Origin of the sequence: Tamlana sp. 2_MG-2023 (assembly GCF_030548465.1) — a bacterium.
In the GTDB taxonomy this organism is placed as follows: domain Bacteria; phylum Bacteroidota; class Bacteroidia; order Flavobacteriales; family Flavobacteriaceae; genus Pseudotamlana.
In genome coordinates this window covers 163,488-187,182 of record NZ_JAUOSF010000005.1, presented here as the reverse complement: position 1 = coordinate 187,182, position 23,695 = coordinate 163,488, and the positions used below count along the sequence as shown (strand labels likewise).

The 23,695-nt window shown below is 33.8% G+C and carries 19 protein-coding genes; 9 read left to right on the top strand and 10 right to left on the bottom strand.

The features are described from left to right. Positions 1-89: 89 nt before the first annotated feature. The 4 genes from Q4566_RS10255 to rplU all read right to left on the bottom strand — a co-directional run bounded on the left by Q4566_RS10255 (position 90) and on the right by rplU (position 5,736). Entirely contained in the window at positions 90-2,927 is a 2,838-nt protein-coding gene (locus Q4566_RS10255; RefSeq protein ID WP_303421232.1) for a TonB-dependent receptor, read from the bottom strand. Between the two features lie 159 nt (positions 2,928-3,086). After that, positions 3,087-4,655, bottom strand: coding sequence for a tetratricopeptide repeat protein (locus Q4566_RS10250; protein ID WP_303420822.1), 1,569 nt, complete (start codon positions 4,653-4,655; stop codon positions 3,087-3,089). 153 nt (positions 4,656-4,808) lie between these two features. After that, a complete protein-coding gene (gene rpmA / locus Q4566_RS10245; RefSeq protein WP_013869859.1) occupies positions 4,809-5,069 on the bottom strand; it encodes a 50S ribosomal protein L27 in 261 nt (86 codons plus the stop codon). A gap of 43 nt (positions 5,070-5,112) precedes the next feature. Continuing rightward, positions 5,113-5,736, bottom strand: a complete 624-nt coding sequence (gene rplU, locus Q4566_RS10240) for a 50S ribosomal protein L21 (protein ID WP_303420814.1) — start codon at positions 5,734-5,736, stop codon at positions 5,113-5,115. A 308-nt stretch (positions 5,737-6,044) separates the two neighbouring features. On the opposite strand from rplU, the gene Q4566_RS10235 reads away from it, so the two are divergent. The 4 genes from Q4566_RS10235 (at position 6,045) to Q4566_RS10220 (ending at position 8,592) form a co-directional block, all read left to right on the top strand. Further along, entirely contained in the window at positions 6,045-6,662 is a 618-nt protein-coding gene (locus Q4566_RS10235) for a heavy-metal-associated domain-containing protein (RefSeq protein WP_303420812.1), read from the top strand. 284 nt (positions 6,663-6,946) lie between these two features. Continuing rightward, a complete protein-coding gene (locus Q4566_RS10230) occupies positions 6,947-7,357 on the top strand; it encodes a Fur family transcriptional regulator (RefSeq protein ID WP_303420810.1) in 411 nt (136 codons plus the stop codon). 60 nt (positions 7,358-7,417) lie between these two features. Continuing rightward, positions 7,418-7,786 (top strand): DUF3703 domain-containing protein, encoded by a 369-nt coding sequence (locus tag Q4566_RS10225; RefSeq protein ID WP_303420808.1) that lies wholly within the window; start codon positions 7,418-7,420, stop codon positions 7,784-7,786. Positions 7,787-7,797: 11 nt separating this feature from the next. Continuing rightward, the gene (locus tag Q4566_RS10220; RefSeq protein ID WP_303420806.1) at positions 7,798-8,592 is read left to right on the top strand and encodes a cation transporter; all 795 of its coding nucleotides are present in this window, start codon (positions 7,798-7,800) and stop codon (positions 8,590-8,592) included. Between the two features lie 201 nt (positions 8,593-8,793). On the opposite strand, the gene gldD is transcribed toward Q4566_RS10220, so the two are convergent. The 4 genes from gldD to mutY all read right to left on the bottom strand — a co-directional run bounded on the left by gldD (position 8,794) and on the right by mutY (position 12,384). Next, on the bottom strand, positions 8,794-9,375 hold the full coding sequence (gldD, locus tag Q4566_RS10215; protein ID WP_303420804.1) for a gliding motility lipoprotein GldD: 582 nt from the start codon (positions 9,373-9,375) through the stop codon (positions 8,794-8,796). Further along, on the bottom strand, positions 9,372-10,679 hold the full coding sequence (locus Q4566_RS10210; protein ID WP_303420802.1) for a gliding motility-associated protein GldE: 1,308 nt from the start codon (positions 10,677-10,679) through the stop codon (positions 9,372-9,374). Before Q4566_RS10210 ends, gldD begins: the two co-directional genes overlap by 4 nt. A gap of 50 nt (positions 10,680-10,729) precedes the next feature. Next, the gene (locus Q4566_RS10205; protein ID WP_303420800.1) at positions 10,730-11,194 is read right to left on the bottom strand and encodes a single-stranded DNA-binding protein; all 465 of its coding nucleotides are present in this window, start codon (positions 11,192-11,194) and stop codon (positions 10,730-10,732) included. Positions 11,195-11,343: 149 nt separating this feature from the next. Then, positions 11,344-12,384: an A/G-specific adenine glycosylase gene (gene mutY, locus Q4566_RS10200; protein WP_303420798.1), complete on the bottom strand. Its 1,041-nt coding sequence runs from the start codon at positions 12,382-12,384 to the stop codon at positions 11,344-11,346. A gap of 139 nt (positions 12,385-12,523) precedes the next feature. Here mutY and Q4566_RS10195 point away from each other — a divergent pair, with 139 nt between their 5' ends. Beyond that, positions 12,524-12,814, top strand: coding sequence for an HU family DNA-binding protein (locus Q4566_RS10195; protein WP_013869848.1), 291 nt, complete (start codon positions 12,524-12,526; stop codon positions 12,812-12,814). A gap of 423 nt (positions 12,815-13,237) precedes the next feature. Next, positions 13,238-14,785: a ribonuclease E/G gene (locus Q4566_RS10190; RefSeq protein WP_303420789.1), complete on the top strand. Its 1,548-nt coding sequence runs from the start codon at positions 13,238-13,240 to the stop codon at positions 14,783-14,785. A gap of 406 nt (positions 14,786-15,191) precedes the next feature. Here Q4566_RS10190 and Q4566_RS10185 read toward each other — a convergent pair whose 3' ends face one another. Further along, on the bottom strand, positions 15,192-16,727 hold the full coding sequence (locus tag Q4566_RS10185) for a family 16 glycosylhydrolase (protein ID WP_303420787.1): 1,536 nt from the start codon (positions 16,725-16,727) through the stop codon (positions 15,192-15,194). A gap of 392 nt (positions 16,728-17,119) precedes the next feature. Here Q4566_RS10185 and Q4566_RS10180 point away from each other — a divergent pair, with 392 nt between their 5' ends. Further along, positions 17,120-21,235 carry a two-component regulator propeller domain-containing protein gene (locus Q4566_RS10180; protein ID WP_303420785.1) on the top strand — a complete coding sequence of 1,372 codons (4,116 nt, stop codon included), beginning with the start codon at positions 17,120-17,122 and terminating at the stop codon, positions 21,233-21,235. A gap of 7 nt (positions 21,236-21,242) precedes the next feature. Here Q4566_RS10180 and Q4566_RS10175 read toward each other — a convergent pair whose 3' ends face one another. After that, positions 21,243-22,535: a DUF445 domain-containing protein gene (locus Q4566_RS10175; protein ID WP_303420783.1), complete on the bottom strand. Its 1,293-nt coding sequence runs from the start codon at positions 22,533-22,535 to the stop codon at positions 21,243-21,245. Positions 22,536-22,788: 253 nt separating this feature from the next. Here Q4566_RS10175 and Q4566_RS10170 point away from each other — a divergent pair, with 253 nt between their 5' ends. Continuing rightward, on the top strand, positions 22,789-23,166 hold the full coding sequence (locus tag Q4566_RS10170) for a hypothetical protein (RefSeq protein WP_303420781.1): 378 nt from the start codon (positions 22,789-22,791) through the stop codon (positions 23,164-23,166). A gap of 113 nt (positions 23,167-23,279) precedes the next feature. Then, positions 23,280-23,657 (top strand): hypothetical protein, encoded by a 378-nt coding sequence (locus Q4566_RS10165; RefSeq protein ID WP_303420778.1) that lies wholly within the window; start codon positions 23,280-23,282, stop codon positions 23,655-23,657. The last annotated feature ends 38 nt before the right edge of the window (positions 23,658-23,695 follow it).

The following is a 23,695-nucleotide window of genomic DNA, read 5'->3' as shown; positions in this document are numbered from 1 at the left end:
AGAATCTCTTAATGTTTTATGAGATTCCTCGATTCCTCGGAATGACACAAATAGCCTTTATATTTAAGAACAATCCTAGTTATATCTTGTTATTTTTTTCTTTTAAATAAATCGTATTTCAGACCTAAAGTATAACGTCTTCCGTAGTATTCGGTTTGCATCGTTCTATCTCTTTCACCTTGGAAATAACGTAAAGATTGGTTCGTAATATTATTCACATCAGCGTAGATGCTTAAGTTATCTGTGATATTAAACCCAGCGTTAAAATCTAAGAAAAACTGTTGGTCGTAGTATCTGTCTTCAAAAGCATTCCCTCCAATTTCATCAATGTAAGCGTCAGAAAAGTTAGCCGAAAATCTCGCGCTAAACTTCTTATCAGCATATCCTAAAGACCCGTTAAATAAGTTTGGTGCTGTGTTAGGTAAATCTAAATCCTCACGCTCTTCACCATCTTCATTTCTAATCCCATCAGTACTAGAAGCTACATACGTATAGTTCGCATAAATGCTAAAGTTTTTAGCAAAACCAGGTAAGAAATCCAAATTACGTTGGAAAGAAAACTCTAAACCAAATACAGAAGCTCTATCTCCGTTTACTGGTTGATACACATCAAATCCTGTTGTTCCAGCTCCAAAAGTATCATCTTCAGTTTCAAACTGAGAGGTATAGATAAAGTCTTTGATATCTTTATAGAACGCACCACCTGATACAATACCAACACTTTTAAAATAGTGTTCAGCCATAATATCAAAGTTCATAGACGTTGTAGGATCTAGCTCTGGATTTCCAATGAAAATTTCATCATCACCATGAACAATATCAACTGTTGGTACAATATCTACGTAGTTAGGACGCGCCAACGTGTTGGTCCAAGCAAAACGTAAAACTGTAGCCTTAGTAGCATTATACTTAAAGTGCACACCAGGAAGTACGTTAGTATAAGAGCTCTCTCTAGTGACCTCACCAAGAAAAGTATCTTCATCTTCAATTTCGTTACCTGTAGCTCTTAGGTTTGTGTTTTCAACTCTTAAACCTACAATCATACTTAATTTATCTGTGATTTTTTGATCTACCATAATGTAAGCTGCATAAACATCTTCTTTTACATCAAAGTTTTCACGTAAATATTCATCTGGCACAGGATCTCCTCCTGATAAATCAAGACTACCTAACCATGCGTTATCAGCATAATAACCAGCCTGATACTTGCTACCAACTAAATAATCTGAATCTGTTAAATTTTTTGTAGGCACATCAGCAAGTGTTGGATACATCGCTTCTAAATCACTTTCAGAAAAGTCATTATCTCTATACTTGGTTTTGAAACGTCCTTTTACTCCAAATTTAAAAGAACCATCACCTTGTTTGAATAAATCTAATGGTAATTCAAAGTTTAAGAAAGTATTGATATCTTGCTCTTCAGTGTATTGGTTTTCTTCGGTAATTTCTCCAAATTCAAAAGCAGACATATCATCAGCATCAGCAGGGTTTGCTGCTGTGAATAATGGGTATCTCATGTTTGACACATCGTTGTTGATGATGTATTCACTTTCGTAAACAGCATAACGCTCATTTAAACGCTCTTCTGAAGCCTTAGCATAAGAAGCCATCCAATCTACTTTTAATTTTCCAACTAAGTGATCACCACCTAAGCTGTAATTTTGCATACGTTGATCTTCTAAACGGGTATTTTTATTTCTGTTATTATCGATACCACCTTTAGTTTCTCTAACCACTTCAACAGGGAAACGCGTAGGCACATTATTTTCAATAGTAAAATCACCTACTTCAATATCTTCACCATCTAAAATACCATGTTCTAAAACATAACGGTTTTCACGGTCATCTCTCCAGTTGTAAATGGTTTTTAAATAAATACTATTGTTGTTATCAAAGTCGTAATCAAAGTTGGCAGAAAAACTTCTTCTTACACGTTGAACAATGTAGTTACGTTGCTCGTAAACGTTAGTATACGGATCAACATCAACGGTTTCAACATCTGTTCCGTTGAAATATTCAAATTCATCAGACCATTCAGCTTCCACATCATGAGAACCAAAATCGTTGTCATTAATAGACGCAGAAAGCATCCAACCAAATTTATCGTTTTTACTACGATCACCTAATAAAAATGAACCGTTTAAAATTCTTTTCCCTGAAATTTCATTAACTCCAGAACCTGCTGTAGCCGACAACCTGAAACCTTCAGGAGAGGTTCTTGTTACCAAGTTAACCGCACCACCTAAGGCATCAGCATCCATATCTGGAGTTAGTGCTTTACTTACTTCGATAAGCTGAATCATATCAGAAGGAATTAAATCCATTTGAACGTTTCTGTTATCACCTTCAGCAGAAGGAATACGACTTCCGTTTAAAGTTACCGAGTTTAATTGCGGTGCTAAACCACGAACAATAATGTTTCTAGCTTCTCCTTGATCCACTTGCATGGTAATCCCAGGAATACGTTTTACGGCATCACCAATATTAGCATCTGGAAATTTACCAATTTGATCGGTAGATACGATATTAGTAATGTTCGCTTTATTTTTTTGTGCATTCAGGGCTTTGGCTTGACCACTGTTATATCCCGTTACTAATACATCTTCTAATGCTACCGACGAAGGTCTAATTACAATAACCACTTCCGCTGTTTGTCCTGCAATCACATTAACATTTGTTTCTGCAGTAGTATACCCTATATAAGTTACTTTAACCGCATGTTTTCCTTCTGGAACACCTACAATAGTAAATTTACCGTCTTCATTAGATAAATTCCCTTTACTTAAGGCTTCAATTATAACGTTACTAAAAGGAACAGAAAGACCATTTTCGTCTATAACTTTTCCTTGAATATTTCCATTTTGAGCAAATCCCCAAAATGAAAAGCATATTATAGTTAATAATAATAATGCGTACTGTTTTTTCATCATTTAAATATTTTTAGTTTGTGGGGCAAATCTAGGTTTCAAGCGCCGTTGCAAACTGAAATATGTATTAACAAAAGGTAACTTAAGCCCTAAAACAGGCTATATAGGATAGCAACATTAACACGCCGGTAACATTCGCGTTATGATTATTAAACACACCTAGAGATTTAGCAAATAGCCTTGCAAATCAGTTTTAGAATCGATAGGTAACTTCTTTCGCAGCCTATATCGCGCAATACGAACACTATCGGGTGTGATATGAAGAATAGAAGCAATCTCTTTTGAAGACAAATTTAGGCGTAACAACATACAAAGTCGTAATTCTGATGCCGACAACTCCATGTTAACTGCTTCTTTTAAATTTTTAAAATAATCAGGATGAATTTTCCCAAAGAAACCCATAAGTTCGGTCCATTCATTTCCGTTAACAAGATCAAAATCTATTTCTTTTGCCAGGCCTTCTAATTTAGATTTTACAAATTCGCCATTCCTGCTTTTTAAATTGGTGAGGGTTTTAGAAATATCAGAAAGCATTTTGTTTTTGTGTGCTATATTTAAACTGTAGTTGGTAAGTGCTGAAATTTTAATATCAATTTCCTTTTTTAAGGCAGCTTCCTGAGCAATTTTACTTTCTAAATCCTTTTGAAGTATTTGTTGTTTGTATTCCAATATTTCTTGTTCTTGTCTTTTACGTTTCTTCATATAAATAAACCAAACAACAAACATCAAAAACATGGCAACACTCGAAATTAAAATAGCAAACTGACGGGTTTCGTTAATTTGATTTTGTTTCTTGAGCAGTACCAATTGCCCTTCACTTTCTTTTACATGATAAAGCACTTCCATGGCACTAACCAAATCTGCATTTCTACGTTTAAAAGCTTCATCATTCAAAATATTTTGTTCAAATAAATAGCGATAGGCTTCTTTATGTTTCCCCATGTCTGCATAAGTTCTGGCTAAATCTTTTAGTCCGCTCTCTTCTTGCTCAATATTCTTAGTTTTTCTAGCCAATTCTAAAGCGTGTTGGGTATATCTAATAGACGCATCAAAACGCCCTTGTTTTCTATTAACATCTCCAAGATTGTTAATGATATTGATTTTTAGGTCTGATTGCGGGTTAACCTCATAGCTATAGGCTTTTTTAAAATAACTATTAGCCACATCGAACTGTTCTAAATCCTCATAGATACTTCCTATATTTTCATGGGTAATCGCAAGACCTGTACTATCCCCTAACATTTTGAAAATAACTAAACTTTGTTCTTGGTAAGCCAATGCTTTATCGTAGTCCCCTTCTTTTTCGGCGACACCTCCTAATAATGTATTCGCCGTAGCTAATCCTTTTGGAAATGGTAAACCTTTAGAGATCTTTAAACTTTGGTACAAATAAAACTTCGCTTCCTTAAAATGTTTTAATTTATGCTGAATCGCTGCAATATTATTATTTGCATAAATGAAAAACGTGTCTTTTTCAATATGAAACTCTTGTGCTAGATGATAATTTTTAAGCGCTTCACTATCTAGGTTTAGACTTTTATAAAAATCGGCAAGCTTAATATAAACTTGAGCCATTTTTAAGGAATCTGCGTCTTTTTGGGCCGAATTAAGGCGTTTTTTAAGTGCTTTAATTCTCAGTTCGTGAGAAACGGAGGTTTTTTCTTGTGCGTTTAGGGAGTAATTGACACAAAAAAGAGTAATAATAAGTAGGTACTTGATAAAATTCACGGTAGGTTATTTTATTTCACAAAAAGGTGTAAAATAACCATACGAACATTAACAAAACATCATGTAAAGAACATGATTATATTAAAAAAAAATAAACACGAAAAGCCCTTCCTGAAAACAGAAAGGGCTTTTATACATTAAGAAAAGTGTTTCCTAAGCCTCGAAAGGTTCGATTGAAACGTAAGATTTGTTATCTTTTTTCTTTGTAAATTTTACAAGTCCATCAACTTTAGCGTGTAAAGTGTGGTCTTTTCCTTGGTATACATTTTCACCTGGGTGATGTGTATTACCACGTTGTCTTATGATAATGTTTCCAGCAATAGCAGCTTGTCCACCAAAAATCTTAACGCCTAAACGTTTCGATTCTGATTCTCTACCATTCTTCGAACTACCAACTCCTTTTTTATGAGCCATGATCTTAAGGTTTTATATTGTTAATATTAAGCGTTATTGAAAATTACTTTTCAATACCACCATCTAATTCGTCTTGCCATTTTTTCAACTCATCCCACTTACCATCAGCAGCTAGTTGAGCTTGTGCTGGCCAAGTATCAGTTACGTGGTTTCCACGAACATCAGAAATGATTTCTGCAATTTTAGCAGCATCAGTTTTTGCTAATTTAGCAAAAGTTGCGATTCCTGCTTCAGCTAAAGTTTCAGCGATTTTTGGTCCAATTCCTTCGATTTTTTTCAAATCATCAGATTTAGTAGCCTTTGCTTTCTTTGCTGGAGTTGCTTTTTTCTCTGCTTTGGCAGCTTTTTTAGCTCCCGAAGTAGCTATACTTTCAATTACAATTTCCGTTAAAGATTGACGGTGTCCGTTTTTCACACGGTAACCTTTACGTCTTTTCTTTTTGAAAACTATAACTTTATCACCTTTAAGGTGTTTTAAGACTTTTGCTCCTACTTGAGCTCCGTCTATAGCTGGGGCGCCTACAGTTACATTGTCACCATCACCTACTAAAAGAACATTATCGAAAGAAACTTCTTTACCTTCTTCAGTTTGTAAACGGTTAACAAAAACTTTTTGGTCTTTTTCAACTTTGAATTGTTGCCCTGCTATCTCTACAATTGCGTACATAGCGTAACGTTTTTATTAATTAATTTTGTTTAAAATAAGCCTACCTGTCGGAAGGCGGGTGCAAATATACTTCTAATTAATTAAACTACAAATGTTTTGCTTCCCTAGATGACTATTTTTTTTAGTTTTCACAGAAACATCCTAAAAAGCTGAATCACAACACCCTAAAATCATCTAAAAAGCTATGAAACTTCAGTTAAAAATCACTTTTTAACCCCCAATAATAGCTACAAATATTTCTTTTTAACATATTAAATCGCAATATTTAGTAGCTTTGCGACAAAACAACGCTTTATAAAATATCTATTATGAAAACTATAAAACACCTTTTACTACTTGCATTAGTAACAACTTTTGCTTTTAGCTGTAAAAATAAAAATGCTGAAGTTAAAACTGTTGAAGTTGACACTACTCAAGCATCAACAAATGAATTAGACCCTAATGCGACTTACGCTAAAGCTGAATTTACGATTAAAGGCATGACGTGTGCTATGGGATGTGCTGCTACTATTCAAAAGAAAATTTCTAAAATGGATGGCGTAAAATCGGCTACAGTAGATTTTGAAAAAGAATTAGCCATGGTAGAATATGACGAAGCCAAAGTCAACCCAACATCTTTAGAAGAAACCGTTGTTGGTGTATCTGACACGTATTCGGTTACCGATATGAAAACCGTTGAAAATTTTGCAACTAAAACAGCTTGCAAACCAGGTTGTGAAAAAGATTGTTGCAAAAACGGCGTTAAAGCTGGAGAAAAAATGGCTTGTAAAGCAGATTGCAAAGAAGCGTGTTGTGCAAACAAAACGAAAACCGCTTGTGAGCCAGGCTGCGAAAAAGACTGCTGCAAAGCAGGAATCAAAGAAGGTGAAAAAATGGCTTGTAAAGCAGACTGTAAAGAAGCCTGTTGCAAGGAGAAAGCAGCGTAATCAATTTACTATTGATTATTTATTATTGACTATTATTTCGGGTTAATCGTTTATTTGTTTAATCGAGGAGAACGTAATTACTATTGAATAATTATTATTGATTATTGGGCTCAGTACTTTTCAAAACAAAGTAGTTTGCTACAGTCTTGATTCTTGACTCCTGAATCTCAAATCCTTCAATGAAAAACCCAATACTAAATTTAAACAAGCAGCCAAAACCTAAAACAAAGCCATCGTTTCACGTTTCACGCTTAATTTCATAACTAAACTCTTATTTTAGGAAAGTGCAAACCGTTGATGACATCCTGAAAATAAAAAAGGTTAAAAGTACCGCTATAAGAACGGTTGTTTTAACCCACCTCTTAAAGCAGGAAAAAGCACAATCTCTAAAAGACATTGAAAACGCATTAATTTACACCGACAGAAGTTCTATCTTCCGAACCTTGAAAACTTTTGAAGAAAACAAAGTTATTCATAGTATCGAAGATGGCTCTGGCATGACCAAATATGCGGTTTGTGCCGAAGGTTGTAATTGCGCTCCCGAAGATTTACACTATCACTTTTATTGCACAAGCTGTGATAAAACATTCTGTCTTTTCGATGTTCCTATTCCTAAAATTCAACTTCCCGAAAACTTCAAACTACAGCAAGCCAACATGGTTGCAAAAGGTCTATGTGGCCATTGTAACAAGTAAACTTTGCAATCGAGTTGCACCCTAAGGTATTTACATTTGTAATATCAATAAAACGATATTATGAAAGTGTACACTTCAATACCTAAAACCTTAAAATCACATTTCCATAAGGAATTAGTGAAATACAGTGATGAAACCATATCTGGAAATTTAAGCAAAGCTTGGCATCATTTAGAACGTGCTCACATAATAGGACAAAAATATCCTTACACACATACTTTAGTACATTGGAAAATGCTGCAGTTTGGGTTTAAAATCAAAAGCAGTAAAGAAGTTATTGGGCAAATTCCAAGACTGTTTTTTGGAGGTGTTAAATCCTTTGTTGGAAAAATTCCAGTTGGTAACCCAGGTGGAGCGAACGTACCTCCTTTAAAATCATTCCCAATAGAAAAAGAATTACAAGATATTTTCAATAATGCGGGAGCCTAACAATAACCGCTATGAAGAAAACAACATATGAAATTTCTAAAATGGATTGCCCTTCGGAAGAAAACTTAATCCGAATGAAATTGGATGGCATTCAAGAAATCAAAAACCTCGATTTTGATATTCCCAACCGAAAATTGGCTGTTTTTCACAGTGGAAATACCTCAGAAATAGAAAAGGTCATAGCTGAACTAAATTTAGGCGGAAAGAAAATCGCATCTGAGCAAACTGACGAAACAGACTTTAAAGAAAATGCCAACCAGAAAAAACTACTCTGGGCGATACTTGCCATTAATTTTGCCTTTTTTATTATTGAAATGACGACAGGAATCATTTCAAAATCAATGGGATTGGTTGCTGACAGTTTAGACATGCTTGCAGATAGTTTTGTTTACGGCATTAGCTTGTTTGCGGTTGGTGGCACTATGATTAAGAAAAAACAGACTGCAAAACTGGCTGGTTATTTTCAAATTACACTTGCAGTTATTGGCTTTATGGAAGTTTTAAGGCGATTTTTTGGAAATGACAAACTACCCAATTTTTCAACCATGATTATCGTTTCAATTTTTGCCCTTATCGCAAACGCTATTTGTCTTTACATTTTACAGAAATCAAAAAGCAAAGAAGAAGCCCACATGAAAGCCAGTATGATTTTCACTTCAAACGACGTAATTATCAATTTAGGCGTCATCGTCGCGGGTCTTTTGGTAAACTGGTTAAACTCAAGCACACCTGATTTAGTTATAGGAACCATCGTTTTTGCATTAGTCACTCAAGGTGCATTTAGAATATTGAAACTAAGTAAGTAACAGTAGCTATTGAATAATTACTATTGATTATTGGGCTCAGCACTTTTACAAAACAAGTAATTTTATACCGTCTTGATTCTTGTATCTTGAATCTTGATTCCCTCAAAGAAAAGCCAAATACTCAATTTAAAGCAAGCAGTCGGAACATAAAACGAAGCCGATTTTTAATTTTTCATTATTAACTTTTCACTTTAAAAAACACTACTTCCACTCCACCGTTTCCATAATATGTCTAATATCCTTTTGAAGGTAATTTGCTGCTGGTAAGATCGAATCGTAATTTGGTTTAGCGTAGAAATAAAGGGAACCGGTTAAGAAGTGATTCACGCTATCAGTCACATAAAACTGAGCAGGAGATGCCACATCGCCTTTAACTTCCGCGAAAGCGCCATAAACTTTACGCTTATAATTCTCGTAAGGTGTTACTGGAATTTCATCTGCTTTTACCGTGTGCTTTTGAGTGAAATTTTGAGCGTCTCTTAAAAAATCGTTGAGATTCTTTTCGTCGTTATCAATAGATTTATAGGTTAAAAACAAGGTTCCTTTTAGCGAAGGATATTCAATATTCACACCATAACTTTCAGTTGTTCCTTGTACTTTTTGAGATTTTACTTTAGTTGCAAGCGTGTTGATTTCAAAAGTAAAAGGTAAATCGAATTTTGAATCTTCATACTTCGCTTCAGGGTACTCTAACCTTAAAAAAGCTTTAGGTTTTGGCAGCAAATCTTCTTTACATGAACAAAAGCAAACCACAAGTATTAAAAGGAAATATATTTTTGTCATTCTTTAATTGTAAATTTTACAAGCTTGATACGTTTTTTATCCAAAGCTTCAATAGTAAAAACGTAATTTTCAAAATTTATTTTACTGTTTAGCTTTGGGAAACTCCCTGAAATTTCTAAAACAAAACCTGCAATGGTTTCGGCTTCACCTTTTTTAGATTCAAAAACGGTTTCATCTTCAATCTTGATAATTTTATAAAAGTCTTTTAATGCCGTTTTACCTTCAAAAACATAATTATGGTCGTCTAGTTTTGAATAGGTTAAATCTTCATCATCAAACTCATCACTAATATCGCCTACAATTTCTTCAATAATATCTTCTAATGAAATTAGTCCTGAAGTTCCGCCATATTCATCAACCACAACAGCTAAATGCACTTTTTTCTCTTGAAATTCGGTCATTAAATCATCCAACTTCTTGTTCTCTGGAACAAAAAACGGATCACGTAATAAGCTCGTCCAATCAAATTGCTTTCTATCAATGTATGGCAATAGATCTTTCACATATAAAATCCCTTCAATCGTATCGACACTATCACGAAATACAGGAATTCGAGAATAACCGTTTGCCACAATTTCCGGCATGATATCGGCATATTTCTGATCAATATTTAAAGCAAAAATATCTATACGCGGACGCATAACTTGTTTCGTATCGGTGTTTCCGAAGGACACAATACCTTTTAAAATTTTATGCTCCTCTTTGGTTGTATCTTCTTCACTGGTAAGCTCTAATGCTTGTGACAACTGATCAACACTAATATTCGATTTTTGTTTCCCAAGTTTACTATGTATTCCCAAGGTCACACTACGCATAGGTAAACTTATCGGAGACAATAAAAAATCCAACACTTTCAACGGGTAAGCCATAAAAACGGCAAACTTTAAATTGTTTCTGCTCGCATAAATTTTTGGCAATATTTCACCAAATAATAAAATTAAAAAAGTAACAACAACAACTTCAATAAGAAATTTAAGCTGCGGATTTGCCAAATGGCCAAACATAATATCCCCTAAAAAAGCGAATAAAATAACCACGGCAATATTTATAAAGTTATTAGCAACTAAAATCGTGGCCAATAATTTCTTAGGACGTTCTAAAAGTTTTTCAATAATTTGAATGCGCCTTGATTTCTGCTCACCGCCCACTTCTATATCACCCCTATTTAAAGAAAAGAGCGCTACTTCAGCGCCAGAAATGAGTGCAGAGCACACCAAAAGGACAAACAATAAAATAAAGCCAAGCACTACAGGAAGGTCTTTGACTATAAATAAGGACATTAAACTGGCAGGATCAGGATCCAATGGCTATTGGTTTAGTTAAACTTAAATCTTGAAAAATCATTGTTTTCATATTAAAATGGAAGATCATCTTCAGCACCTTCTTCGCTAGGCTTTTGCACAGGCTCAGGTTTCGCAGAAGTTTCAGTGTTTTGAGATGTTGCTTGATTAGTATTGGTATTCGTATTAGAACCACTTTCTTTTTTTGTGGTTAAAAAAGTAAAATCATTACAATGAATTTCGGTAGAATAACGCTCTAATCCCTTATCGTCCATCCATTTTCTGGTTTTTAAACGACCTTCAACATAAACTTTATCACCTTTACTTAAATACTTTTCACAAATTTCAGCCCCCTTATTTCTAACAACTATATTATGCCATTCGGTATTTGTTACGCGCTCGTTAGTTTGTCTATTGGTATAGGTTTCGTTTGTAGCCAAAGGAAATCGCCCAATGCAATTACCACCTTCAAAATAGTGCATTTTTACTTCATCACCTAAATGCCCAATAAGCATCACTTTATTTAACGTTCCTGACATAATTTGTTTTAAAATTAGAAAAGCAAAATTAGTTTAAATGCTTCACATGATTTTAAAATTAAGAAAAAAATGTGACGACTTAAACCTTAAGCCTCGAAAATAAGAAATTCTATGCCAACCACCATACATATAATAGGTTTCAAAAAACGCTAAAAATTGAAGCTTTCAATAAAATTACCTATCAATATAGGCACAGCATAATCTCGAACGCATTCCACAGGAATAACATCTGTTTTTAATGCCTTAATATTTACAATCCAAAATGTGGTATATAAATGTTGATGCGATAATTTATGTACAATAGGCTCCTTATTATATTGACTCCATTTATAATCTTGTTCATTTACATAGTCATGCAATTGTAACTTGGCCTCAAAAGCATCAGCATCCAAATTACTTTTAGTTTCAACTAAAGGGAATTGATACAAGTTTTGCCAGATACCTTTACCCTCTCGTTTCTCTAATACGGTGTTACCAATTTCATCAATAAAAACTAAAAAATTAAAATATTTCTTTTTCGCTTTCGCGGATTTGATTTTCACTGGCAACTCACCTATTCTATTGTTGTTGAAAGCGACGCAAGACTCCTGAAACGGACAAACCAAACAGTCGGGATTTTTAGGCTTGCATTGTATGGCACCAAACTCCATAATGGCCTGATTATATTCGGAAGGTTTCTTATTATCTATAAGCTCATGAGCCAAAGCTTTAAATTCCTTTGCCCCTTTTGTTGAATTAATGGCCGTATCTATACCATAATAACGCGACAACAAGCGATACACATTGCCATCAACCACCGGCGTGACTTCATTAAAGCAAAAAGAAGCTATAGCACTGGCCGTATAATCACCAACACCTTTTAATTTTAATAAGTCCTTATATGTATTTGGAAAAACGCCATCCAATTCATTGACAACATATTTTGCTGAAGCATGTAAATTTCGCGCTCGAGAATAATACCCCAAACCTTGCCATAATTTTAAAACCTCGCTCTCTTCTGCAGCGGCCAAATCGAAAACTGACGGAAAATTAGTAATAAAAGCATCATAAAATGGTAACCCCTGATTCACTTGTGTTTGCTGTAAAATAATTTCAGACAACCAAATATGATAGGGATTCTTGGTTTCTCGCCATGGCAACTGACGTTTATTTACTGAATACCAATTAATTAGCTTTTTTGAAAATATCATACATTATTTAAATAGAGCGCGTAAAAATAAACGTTTATAATATTAAATTTAAGTGAATTAGGTTTGAAATATTGAATATTTAATCCTTATATTTGCATCCCTTTTAGAATTTATAGTAACCCATAATAAAATATTAAAAATGACGAAGGCTGATTTAGTAGCAAAAATTTCTGAGAAATTAGGAATTGAAAAAGGTGATGTTCAAGCAACTGTTGAAACATTTATGGAAGAAGTAAAAACTTCTTTAGAAGCTGGTGATAATGTTTACTTAAGAGGTTTTGGAAGCTTCATTATTAAAACAAGAGCGGAGAAAACTGGTAGAAATATCTCAAAAAATACAACTATTAAAATACCTGCTCATAATATCCCTGCATTCAAGCCTGCAAAAGTTTTTGTTGAAGGCGTTAAAACGAATGTAGACGTTAAATAAGATTGCATATGCTGAATGCGATTCAGCAATTAAAACGAATTATTAATTTAAAAAGACACTATTTATGCCAAGTGGTAAAAAACGTAAGAGACATAAGGTAGCGACGCACAAACGTAAGAAACGTAGACGCGCTAACCGTCACAAGAAGAAAAAATAAATCAAAAAAGTAGTTAGATTAACTACTTTTTTTGATTTTAACAACAACGAGTTCTTTGAAATGAGTTTTTAAGGCTTTTAATAGCTTTATAAAACTCCACGGATTTAAAAAATCCTGTGGTCTGGTGTTTATTCACCAGATAAAAATAATGTATAATCCATCTATACTATATAGTTGTTAGTTGTTTGTTTTTGGTTATTAGTTTCTAACTTTTCAACCTTTATCAAACAACTTTCAACTTTGTTGTATGGATAAAAATTAACACCATGGATAAAGAATTGATCATTCGATCTAGTTCCGACAATGTTGATTTTGCCTTATTAAAAGATGGAAAACTTATTGAATTACAAAAGGATGAAGATAGTAACGACTTCTCTGTTGGCGATGTGTTTATAGCCAAAATACGAAAAGCCGTTCCAGGACTAAATGCTGCATTTGTAAATGTAGGTTATGAAAAAGATGCGTTTTTGCATTATCATGATTTAGGTCCAAAACTCCCTTCACTTTTAAAATTCACAAAACGTGTAAGCACAGGTAAACTAAAAGATTTTTCTTTAAAAAATTTCCCATTTGAGAAAGATATTGAGAAAGACGGCAAAATTGTCGACGCCTTAAAATCTAATCAGTCGCTATTAGTTCAAATCGTAAAAGAACCTATATCAACCAAAGGCCCTAGAATAAGCTCAGAGCTTTCTATTGCCGGTCGATATATTGTTTTAGTACCTTTTTCTAATCGAATTTCTATTTCACAAAAAATAGAAGATCGCGAAGAAAAGGACCGCCTTAAACGCTTGGTAAAGAGTATTACTCCTCCAGGTTTTGGCGTTATTGTTCGTACTGTAGCACAAGGCAAAAAAGTAGCAGAACTAGATAAAGATTTACAGAATTTGCTTAGTCGCTGGACGGCAATGTGTAAAAAGCTACACAAAGCACATCATCCAAGTAAAGTATTAGGAGAAATGAATAAAGCCTCTTCTATTCTACGAGACATATTCAACGATACCTTTACAAGTATTCATGTTGATGATGAAACGCTTTTTTATCAAATTAAAGATTATGTGCAAGAAATTGCACCAAAAAAAGAATCAATAGTGAAATTGTATCAGTCAAACGTTCCGATTTTCGAAAAACACGGAATCGAGAGACAAATTAAAACCTCCTTTGGCAAAACCGTTTCTATGGCAAAAGGCGCCTATTTGGTAATTGAACATACCGAAGCCCTACATGTTATAGATGTAAATAGCGGAAACCGTTCTAACAAAGCCAACAATCAAGAGGACACCGCACTAGAAGTTAATCTAATCGCAGCTACAGAAATGGCCCGACAATTACGTTTACGTGATATGGGTGGTATCATTGTAGTCGATTTTATAGACATGACCAGTGCCGAAAACAGGCAGAAGCTTTTTAATCATCTTCGCGATGAAATGAAAGACGATAGAGCCAAACACAAAATATTACCTCCAAGTAAATTTGGATTGATACAAATAACAAGACAACGTGTGCGTCCAGAAATGAACATTAAAACACGTGAAGAAAATCCAGATGGCATTTCCAACGGAGCCGAAGTAGAAGCCCCAATTGGAATCGTACAAAAGATAAACTTCGATCTTGAAAAACTATTCAAAAAAGACTACAAAAAGGTGACCCTAAACACACATCCTTTTATAGCAGCCTTCTTAACAAAAGGTCTTCCATCTGTGCGTTCTAAATGGTTTTTAGAACACAAAAAATGGGTAAAAATATTACCAAGAGATGCTTACACATATCTAGAATACCACTTTTTCGATAAAGACGGTAATCAAATTAAATAACCTAAAAACCCCTTACTATTCATTTAGCTAGGGGTTTTTTGTTTGTCAGCCAGAAAGAGGTACGCCTGAAGAATCTTTTAATTATTCATGAGATTCGTCGATTCCTAGGAACGGCAAACCTTTATATTATCTCTATACCAAACCATAGCTTTTGGGCAATTGCAAAGCACCACGCTTTCCGCTATATCTTTTTTGTCTTTTCCTGTTTCAGCACACAACCCACTTTTTAACTTCACTTCAAATTTTCATCCTCAAACAAACTTATAGTATAGCACAAAAAAGGATGCCGCTGCAATCGCTATTGCGGGGTTTGTAATTTTGAATTCAATCATAAAAAAAAGGCAAAAAAAATCTCAGATTAAAATATTAACCTGAGATTCAAAACTTAAACAAGTTTTAAGTTTTACTATTTAATAGCCACCTTTTTTGAAATAGAATTTACGTCATTGGCCACTTGTATAACATACAACCCTTGGGCTAAATGACTAATATCCAATTGTGTATCATCTTGAAACGACTGCTTTAATATGATAGCTCCTTGTAAACTATAAACATTTACAGTAGCCAAACCATCAGAAACAATACTTATAGACTTACTAGCCCTATTATAATCTATAGTAATCACTCCAGAAGGCCCAAAACCTTTCATTTCTTCAGACATTTCAGACTCTAAAACACCGTTTCCAACATAGTTAGAAACATCACTAGCTTTAGTAGCTTCCCCCTTATTTGTCGCACTACAAGTTCCTAAATCGCGCCATCTACCACATGACACAGGTGTACAGTTTCCAGGAGTTCTTGATTTCCAATTCCATTTTTTTCCCTGATATAGTATTTCGTCACCTAATGAATATGTTCCATTGGCACTCCATACAGGTGCACAAGATGTAGATCCAGCACCACCTCCTGAACTGGAATCACAAGTACCTAAATCACGCCATCTACCACATGCCCCAGGCGTACAATTTCCTGGAGTTTGCGACTTCCAATTCCATTTTTTTCCTTGATATGACACTTCTTCACCAACAGAATAAGTGGCATTTGCCTTCCACGCTGAAGCACAACCAGTAGAGCTTCCTCCACCACCTCCTGTATTTCCGCTACCACGTTTCCACGTTCTCACATAATCGACGTGCATGGTAGTTGGAAAACCTGATGGCTTCGTATTTGTTTCTGTAGCAACTCTTGTACCATTTACATATTCATAATAAGGCTCACGTAACCCTAAGGAAATTACCAAACGTTGAAAATGTTTTTGATAAACAGACTCCGTAGGATCTCCTGTAGCTACTTTAACACCATCAATATAGAATTCAATTTTATCCTCTTCCCACAAGCACCCATAAACATGGTAAGCGTTTCTAGGGTCGAAGGATGGTCCGAGCCCACCTCCTGTGGTTTTTCTAACAGAAGTTCTTTTTTGAGGTCTAGCATCATCGGCACGAATAATATTCCAATCTATGAGATTTACATTTCGCTGGCGTTGCTGGATTTCTGGAAAATCAATTTCGTTATACTTCACGCGCTTTCCGTTAATCACTTTAACATCTTGAGCTATACTGTAAGTCCAAAATGCTGGACAAACACCAGGGTGGCGAGAAGCACCTTTCATCTTGACTTCAAAATACCCATATTTAATATCCTTTTTACTTCTAATAATTCCTGAAGTAAAATACAGCTCATTATTCCCTCTAGTATGCTTATCCCAGTCTAGAGTTAATTTCAAATTACCGTTGTTAACGACGGTATGCCTAGGCTCCCAAGACCATGGCCCCCAATCGTTTGGATTATGATCCCATTTATTGGTATTCAACCCATTATTAAATTCATCTGAAAAATCAGGCTGTAAATCCCAATTTCCGTTTAATCCAACTGGTTGCTGTGCGTAACTCGCACTTATAAAAAGCAAAAGTACAAGCGTAAAAAAATTAATTGTTTTCATATTAAGTTTAGTGTTTAGTTTTTGAGTTAAAGCGTATTCTTTAACTCGGGTTAAATAAATTACTTGGTAAGAGTCTGCTAAAATTATATGAAACAGAACTTATTCATTTGCCTATGCGTATATAAAAAATGCCTGTGAATTTACAATACTGACTTACAGCGTTTTAACTAAATATATTTGAAACATTTAACCGTATATTTTATAGATTTCAACTCAATAAAACACAAAACACTTCCAATAATCTATATAACTAAAAAAGCCTACTATACATCCACCTAAACTATTTTACCCTATTAGCATCAATGTTTTGATTATTGATAATAACTTAATATTTTAACCGTTTTAATAACTAATTTTTAATATTTCTTTGAAAAATATTGAATTCCTAAATCATGTTAACCTCCACAAAAAAAGACCTATTCATATTCTTTTTACTGGTATTATTTTATAATTGGTCTGCTTGTCAAGCGTGTTATTTTTCACCCTTAAAGCAATTCTCAACTGCAGATAACTTATCTCATAATGGTGTCACCACAATTTTTGAGGATAGTTATGGATATATCTGGCTTGGCACTTATGATGGCCTTAATAAATATGATGGCTACACCTTTAAAGAGTATCGAAACAACTTAGAAAATCAACTTCTTTTAAGTAACCGCGTACTTTCAATTAATGAAGACATCAAAGGCAAATTATGGATTGGAACCGAGTACGGCGTCAATATTTTAGACCTAAAAACAGATCAAATATCTACTGTTTATGGTGCAACAACAAACAAACAAAAACTAAAACGTGTAACAAAAATTATTACTTTAAACAGTGGCGAAGTTATTTGCCTAGTTGAAAATTCGGCATTACTCCATTTTGATTCTAATTACAGTTTGATTGGTACATATACACCTAATTTACAAACCAATGAGTCGTTCATTTTTAATGATATGATTCTTATAAATGATGAAAAATTAGCCATTTCAACATCAAAAGGTTTATTGATATTCAATTGTAAAACAAAAAAGTATAAACAAGTTTTTAAAGATAACATCGGTCCTTGTTTTGGCATATACAAGGACAATAACAAGCGCTTATTTGTACTTAAATCACATGGTATAGCCTATATAGAATTATTGCCTAACCCTACCTATCAATTCACACTATTTAAAGACAAACGTTACAAATATATCTCTATAGATAATGAAGGAACACTATGGCTAGGCGCAGTTTCTGGAGTGGTAAAAATTAAAAATTTTAATCCCAATAAGCCTACAAATCAATTAAAATTATGTGCTCTAAAAACAAATGAAATATACGTAAGCTCTATTTCTACAAACATAAAAGGGCGTTGCTGGATTACAACGTTTAACAAAGGGCTTTACGAGTTTGAAATCGCCAATTCAGGCTTTAAAAGTTACAATAAAAGTGAAGGTCTTACACATGGTATTGAAACCAATAATGTAGTAAGCTTAACGCCTTTTAACGGCCATAGCGTTTTAATATCAACTTATTTTGGAAAGATTTCTTTATTCGATTTAAACACAAAAACATTCTTGCCTTTACCCTTTAAGAGGCCTCCTCAAGGCACCGAGTTTACAGGAATTATTTATAAAGACTCCCAAAATAATATTTGGTTTTCTCCAAGAGGCACTCAAATGGGGTTGTTTTTAAAAAAACATAATGAAACCGAATTTAAATTAATTACCTCTTCAAAATATTCTAATTTTAATAATGCACAAATTCGATTAATAACTGAAGATCAAAAAGGCTATATCTGGGTTGCAGATAAAAGAAGCGTGTACCGACTATCACCAACTAAAAACTCTGAAACATTTGAAATAAACAACCTCAACAAGGAAACCAACTACCCTCTAGGCTTTCCCTACATTCGCTATATTTATCCAGATCCAACTGGCAACTATGTATGGCTAGGCTCTGAAACCAATGGTCTTTATAGGCTTCAAATTGCAAACGACAAAAAATTTTCTTCGATTAAAGTTTCTAATTATCAAAGTAAAACTAATGACACTTCCATTTCAAGTAATTATGTTTCTTGTATTTTAAGAGATCACTTAAATCAATTGTGGGTAGCTACCGATCAAGGTGGAATCACTAAAGTAACACAAGCTTTTTCTTCTCCAAAATTTATAACCTATTCAGAACGGGATGGCTTAATCAATAATGGTGTAAAACGTATAGAGTGTGATGTAGAGAATAATTTATGGTTATCTACAAATGCAGGTATTAATAAATTTATTACCAAAACGAAAGAATTTAGAAAGTATCAAAAAGATGATGGGTTACCCTTTCTTAATTTTGAATTTGCCTCAACTAAACTAAATGATGGCACTATGTTATTCGGAGGTAGAGAAGGGTTCGTTTATTTCAAACCACAGGACATTAAAAAGGTGAATAACTTACCTAAACTAGAACTCGGGGATTTTACCTTATTCAATAAGGTGATAAAACCAGGCGACAGCATTGACGACAGAGTGATTCTAGAAAAGAAACTAGCCTTAATGAACCATTTAAATCTTAACTACGATCAAAACGTTTTTTCAATAGAAGCAACATCTTTACATTTTAAAAGTCCTAAAGCACATCTTATAAGACACAGACTAGTCCCAATTAACAAAGATTGGATCATAACGCCTTCAGAGAAAAACATGCTACACTTTAATGGGCTACCTCCGGGCGAATACACCTTAGAAGTTGCTGCCTCTAACAGAGATAATATTTGGGGAGAAACTAAAAAACTTAATATTATAATTACCCCACACATTCTTAGAACCCACCTAGCCTATACTTTATATATTGTTTTGGGTTTAGCTATCCTCATTCTTATTATTCAACTATACCTACGCTCTTTTAAACTACAACACAAATTAGAAATAGAACAACTTGAAAAACGTCAAGAAATGGCCATAAGCGAAGAAAAACTACGCTTTTTCACCAATATTTCACATGAATTTAGAACCCCATTAACACTAATTATTGGGCCTCTAGAAATGTTTTTAGACCGTTTTAAACATGACCAAACCATTAGAGATTACCTAAATCTAGTCAAGCGACAATCAAAAAAAATATTGCAATTAGTAGAGGAATCTCATGATTTTAGAAAAGCAGAAAAGAACTTATTACAAATAAAAGAGTCGAAATTTAATTTTACCCGCTTTTTAAAGAAACTTACAATTGATTTCCAATACTTAGCAAAAAACTCGAACAAAACATTAGAATTAATCACGCCTCATGAAGATATATTTGTTATAGCAGATAAAAATATGCTACAAAAAATATTAAATAACCTCATCAATAATGCATTTAAATTTACTAGACAGAACGACACCATAAAAATTGAATGCATGGAACATGACGGCACTTTAAGCTGTTCCATTAAAGATTCTGGCATAGGCATTAGCAAGGAAGATCTGCCCTTTGTTTTCGAGCGTTTTTACCAATCAAATCAGAATAGCGCATTACAACAAGTCGGTTCTGGAATAGGCTTAGCCTATGTTAAAAAATTAATAGACTTACATCAAGGGGAGTTACTAGTAAATAATGAAAAAGGTAATGGTACTGAGTTTATTTTTAAAATTCCGATAGGCAACCTTAATGAATACAAAAAGAGAACCGATATATTAACCGAAATCATCAAAGAAGAAAAATCTCAAAAATATCAACACCCTGTTTTGTTCAATGAAGAATTTGATTTCAATAATTTTTCAATAGATGATGAAGTAAAAAATGAAAAGGTATTTGTTGTGGAAGATAATGATGACATGCGCCATTTTTTAGAAAATGTTTTATCACAATACTTTGCCGTAGAATTATTTTCTAATGGTCAAGAATGTTTGTTAGCTTTAGATAAGGAATGGCCAAATTTAATTATATCAGATGTTATGATGCCTTTAATTAACGGCATCGAACTGTGTAAATCTGTTAAAACAGATATAAAAACAAGCCATATCCCAGTTATTCTATTAACAGCGGTATCATCTTTACAAGGTAAACTAGAAGGCATTGGGATAGGCGCAGATGCTTATATAAACAAACCTTTCCATGTAAAACATTTGGTAACTCAATCCATATCACTACTTAAAACACGTAAACAATTGAGGGAACGGTTCCAAATAGATTTCCCACATAGCATTGAAAAACACCGAGGTAATGATAATGACAAACTATTTGTTAGAAAACTATTTGATTTAATAGATAAAAACATTGACGACCAAGAGTTTGATATAAACAGTTTAGCCAAGGAATTATGCGTAAGCCGATCTCAATTATTTGAAAAAACTAAAGCTCTAACAAACAAAACACCTTACGAAGTAATTAAAATCTATAGACTAAGAAAAGCGGCCGAGCTATTAATAACGGATAAATTTCAAGTTGCCGAAGTCGCTGTAAAAGTAGGATTTAAAAGTTTATCACATTTCAATAGGGCCTTTAAGGCGAAGTATACGGTTACTCCTGGAAAATATAAATCAACGAATAAATTTATGTTTAATGAGAATTAGTTTTTTTTTAATGCAAACGTAAAACAAACAATTTAATAACCATAATAATCATACCTACAATACCACCAACAATGGCCCCGTTTAAACGAATGTATTGAAGATCTTCGCCCACTTTTGACTCTATTTGTTTCACCAATTCTACATTCGATAATTTCTGTAAACTCTCACCTACCAATTCCCCTATTTTATGATGGTGCGTATCGATGAGTTGAAGTATTGTTGATTTTAACCAAGCATCGGTTTGCTCTAATTTTGAGGAATCATCATGAAATGCTTGCAATGCATCATTTACCTTATCGCTAATTAATACGGTATATTCGTTTTCACCATCAAATAAATGTTCTTTTATCATTAATTTTAGACGAGACAATCCCTGTTTTACGATTCCAGAATCAACTAAGCGCTCTAAGAATTGCTCGCCAAACTGATTCACGTCAGCCTGGGCTTTTTCATCACCTGAAGTTAAACGCCCTCCATAATCATGAAGTTGGGTATCTAAGGCTATAATTATTTTATGTGTTTCTGGCTCTCTTTGGACTTCTTCAATAAGAGCTACTAACTGCTCTTGTATACCTTCTGCAATACGTCGTGGCTTTATTGCTCCTAATACTTGTCCGGCACCAACCAACAAGCCTTTTATTGGCGAACCTTCCTTTTGCTTATTAACCAAAACCTGTACTTCGGTTACTAAAAAGGCTAAAGTCGCTTCAGAGCCTACTTTATCCTTCAGCACGTCTAAAAACACTTTCAGTATACCGTAATGATCTTTATTCTCAACCGTTTGCTTCAACAAGTTCCCAAGTGGTACGGCTAAGTTATTTCCCTTAATAGCAGGTTTAATAATGCCTTCTAAGGTGTGTACAACATCATCATGATCTAACTTTAAAACTAAAGCCTCCAACTCTGGCTTTAATGTTTTTCTTATGGTTTCTTGATTATCGTCTTCCATTAAATAATCTACAATAGGTTTAGCCAACGAAACCACCGATATTTTATCGCGTATCATATCTTTAGACAACCACTCGTTATTCACCAAATCAACAATCCCAGCCGATAACTTTTCGCGGCTTTTAACAATAATATTAGTGTGTTTTTTCACCACCGGAATAGGAATTTCTTGAAAAAGGGCCCGTACCGCAAACCAATCGGCAACACCACCAACTACAGCGGCTTCAAATCCGGCAAGTAGAATTTCAAGTGTATTGCCTTCATATATTTTAAAGTATTTTAAAACCAACCCCGCAACCATACAAATAACAGCGATGGCCAAGGAGCGGTTTCCTAATCTATTTTTCTTCATGAATCTCTTATTATAATAATGTACTACTTAATACTTCATCTTAAAGCATGGCACATGAATCTAAAATACAAAAAGCATTTACAATGCTTTATACTATTTATATCGGAAAAGTAAGATTTTGTGCCATAATAGCCCAATAAACAGTTAAACTTAAAAACTTATGTTAAAAACCTTAAAGTCGTGTTAACGTATAATCTTTGTGACTTCCATGGTTCGTAGTTGCAACAAAGACGTTTAACAAAACTATTTAAAAATGAAAAACCTATTAAGAACCATTAGTTTAATTGCAATTGTAACTTTAGTATTCACTTCATGTAGTAGTGATGACAATCCAGCTGACAACGATTTGTTTGCAGGAACCTACGAAGGTCAAATTGGTTATAACGATGATAACACTACAATTGCTTCAGAAGACGGCAGTGTTTTTGTTACCAAAGTTGGAGACACCTATAATTTCGATTTCTCAAATAGTGACATACCGAGTATAAACGGTATTGAATTTGAAGAAGATGAAGAAACCAACATCAATATTGGAGGTAGCGAAACAAGCTACATTAGAATTGATGAAAGTTCTTTAAATATTTTTTACAATGAAGATGGTAAAACTTGGACTGCTGATTGTACCAGATAAAAAGCATAATTATTTTTTAGACTCCAAAAAGGCTACTCAATCTTTGAGTGGCCTTTTTTAATAAAATCTATAACTGAAATAATTTTTCTCATAGGCCTCAAATTCTAAAAACCATGATTAAAACCAAATTTAATAATGAATTACAAATTCTAGAAATTACCTTCACAGGTGAAATTCATGCTTCCGACGTGTGTCATTTTATTTCAAGCTTTAAAAAAAATAAATCGTACCCTAAAAAACTTAAAGGAATAATTACAGCAACCGAAACTGTATTTAAATTTTCAATTCCAGATTTAAGTACTTTTGATCGGGCTAAATCAGCATCTTTAGAAAACTGTGATTTGGTAGTCATGGCTATTATAATTAATAATGCATCTACTGCAGCTATGAGTACTTTATTTCAAATTCAAGCCAATAACAAAGATTTCAAATTCAATGTTTTTTCAACACGTGAGGCCGCCAAATTTTGGTTAGACAGCTATACCATATAATAAAAAAACCTTTCAGTAGAATAAAACTGAAAGGTTTT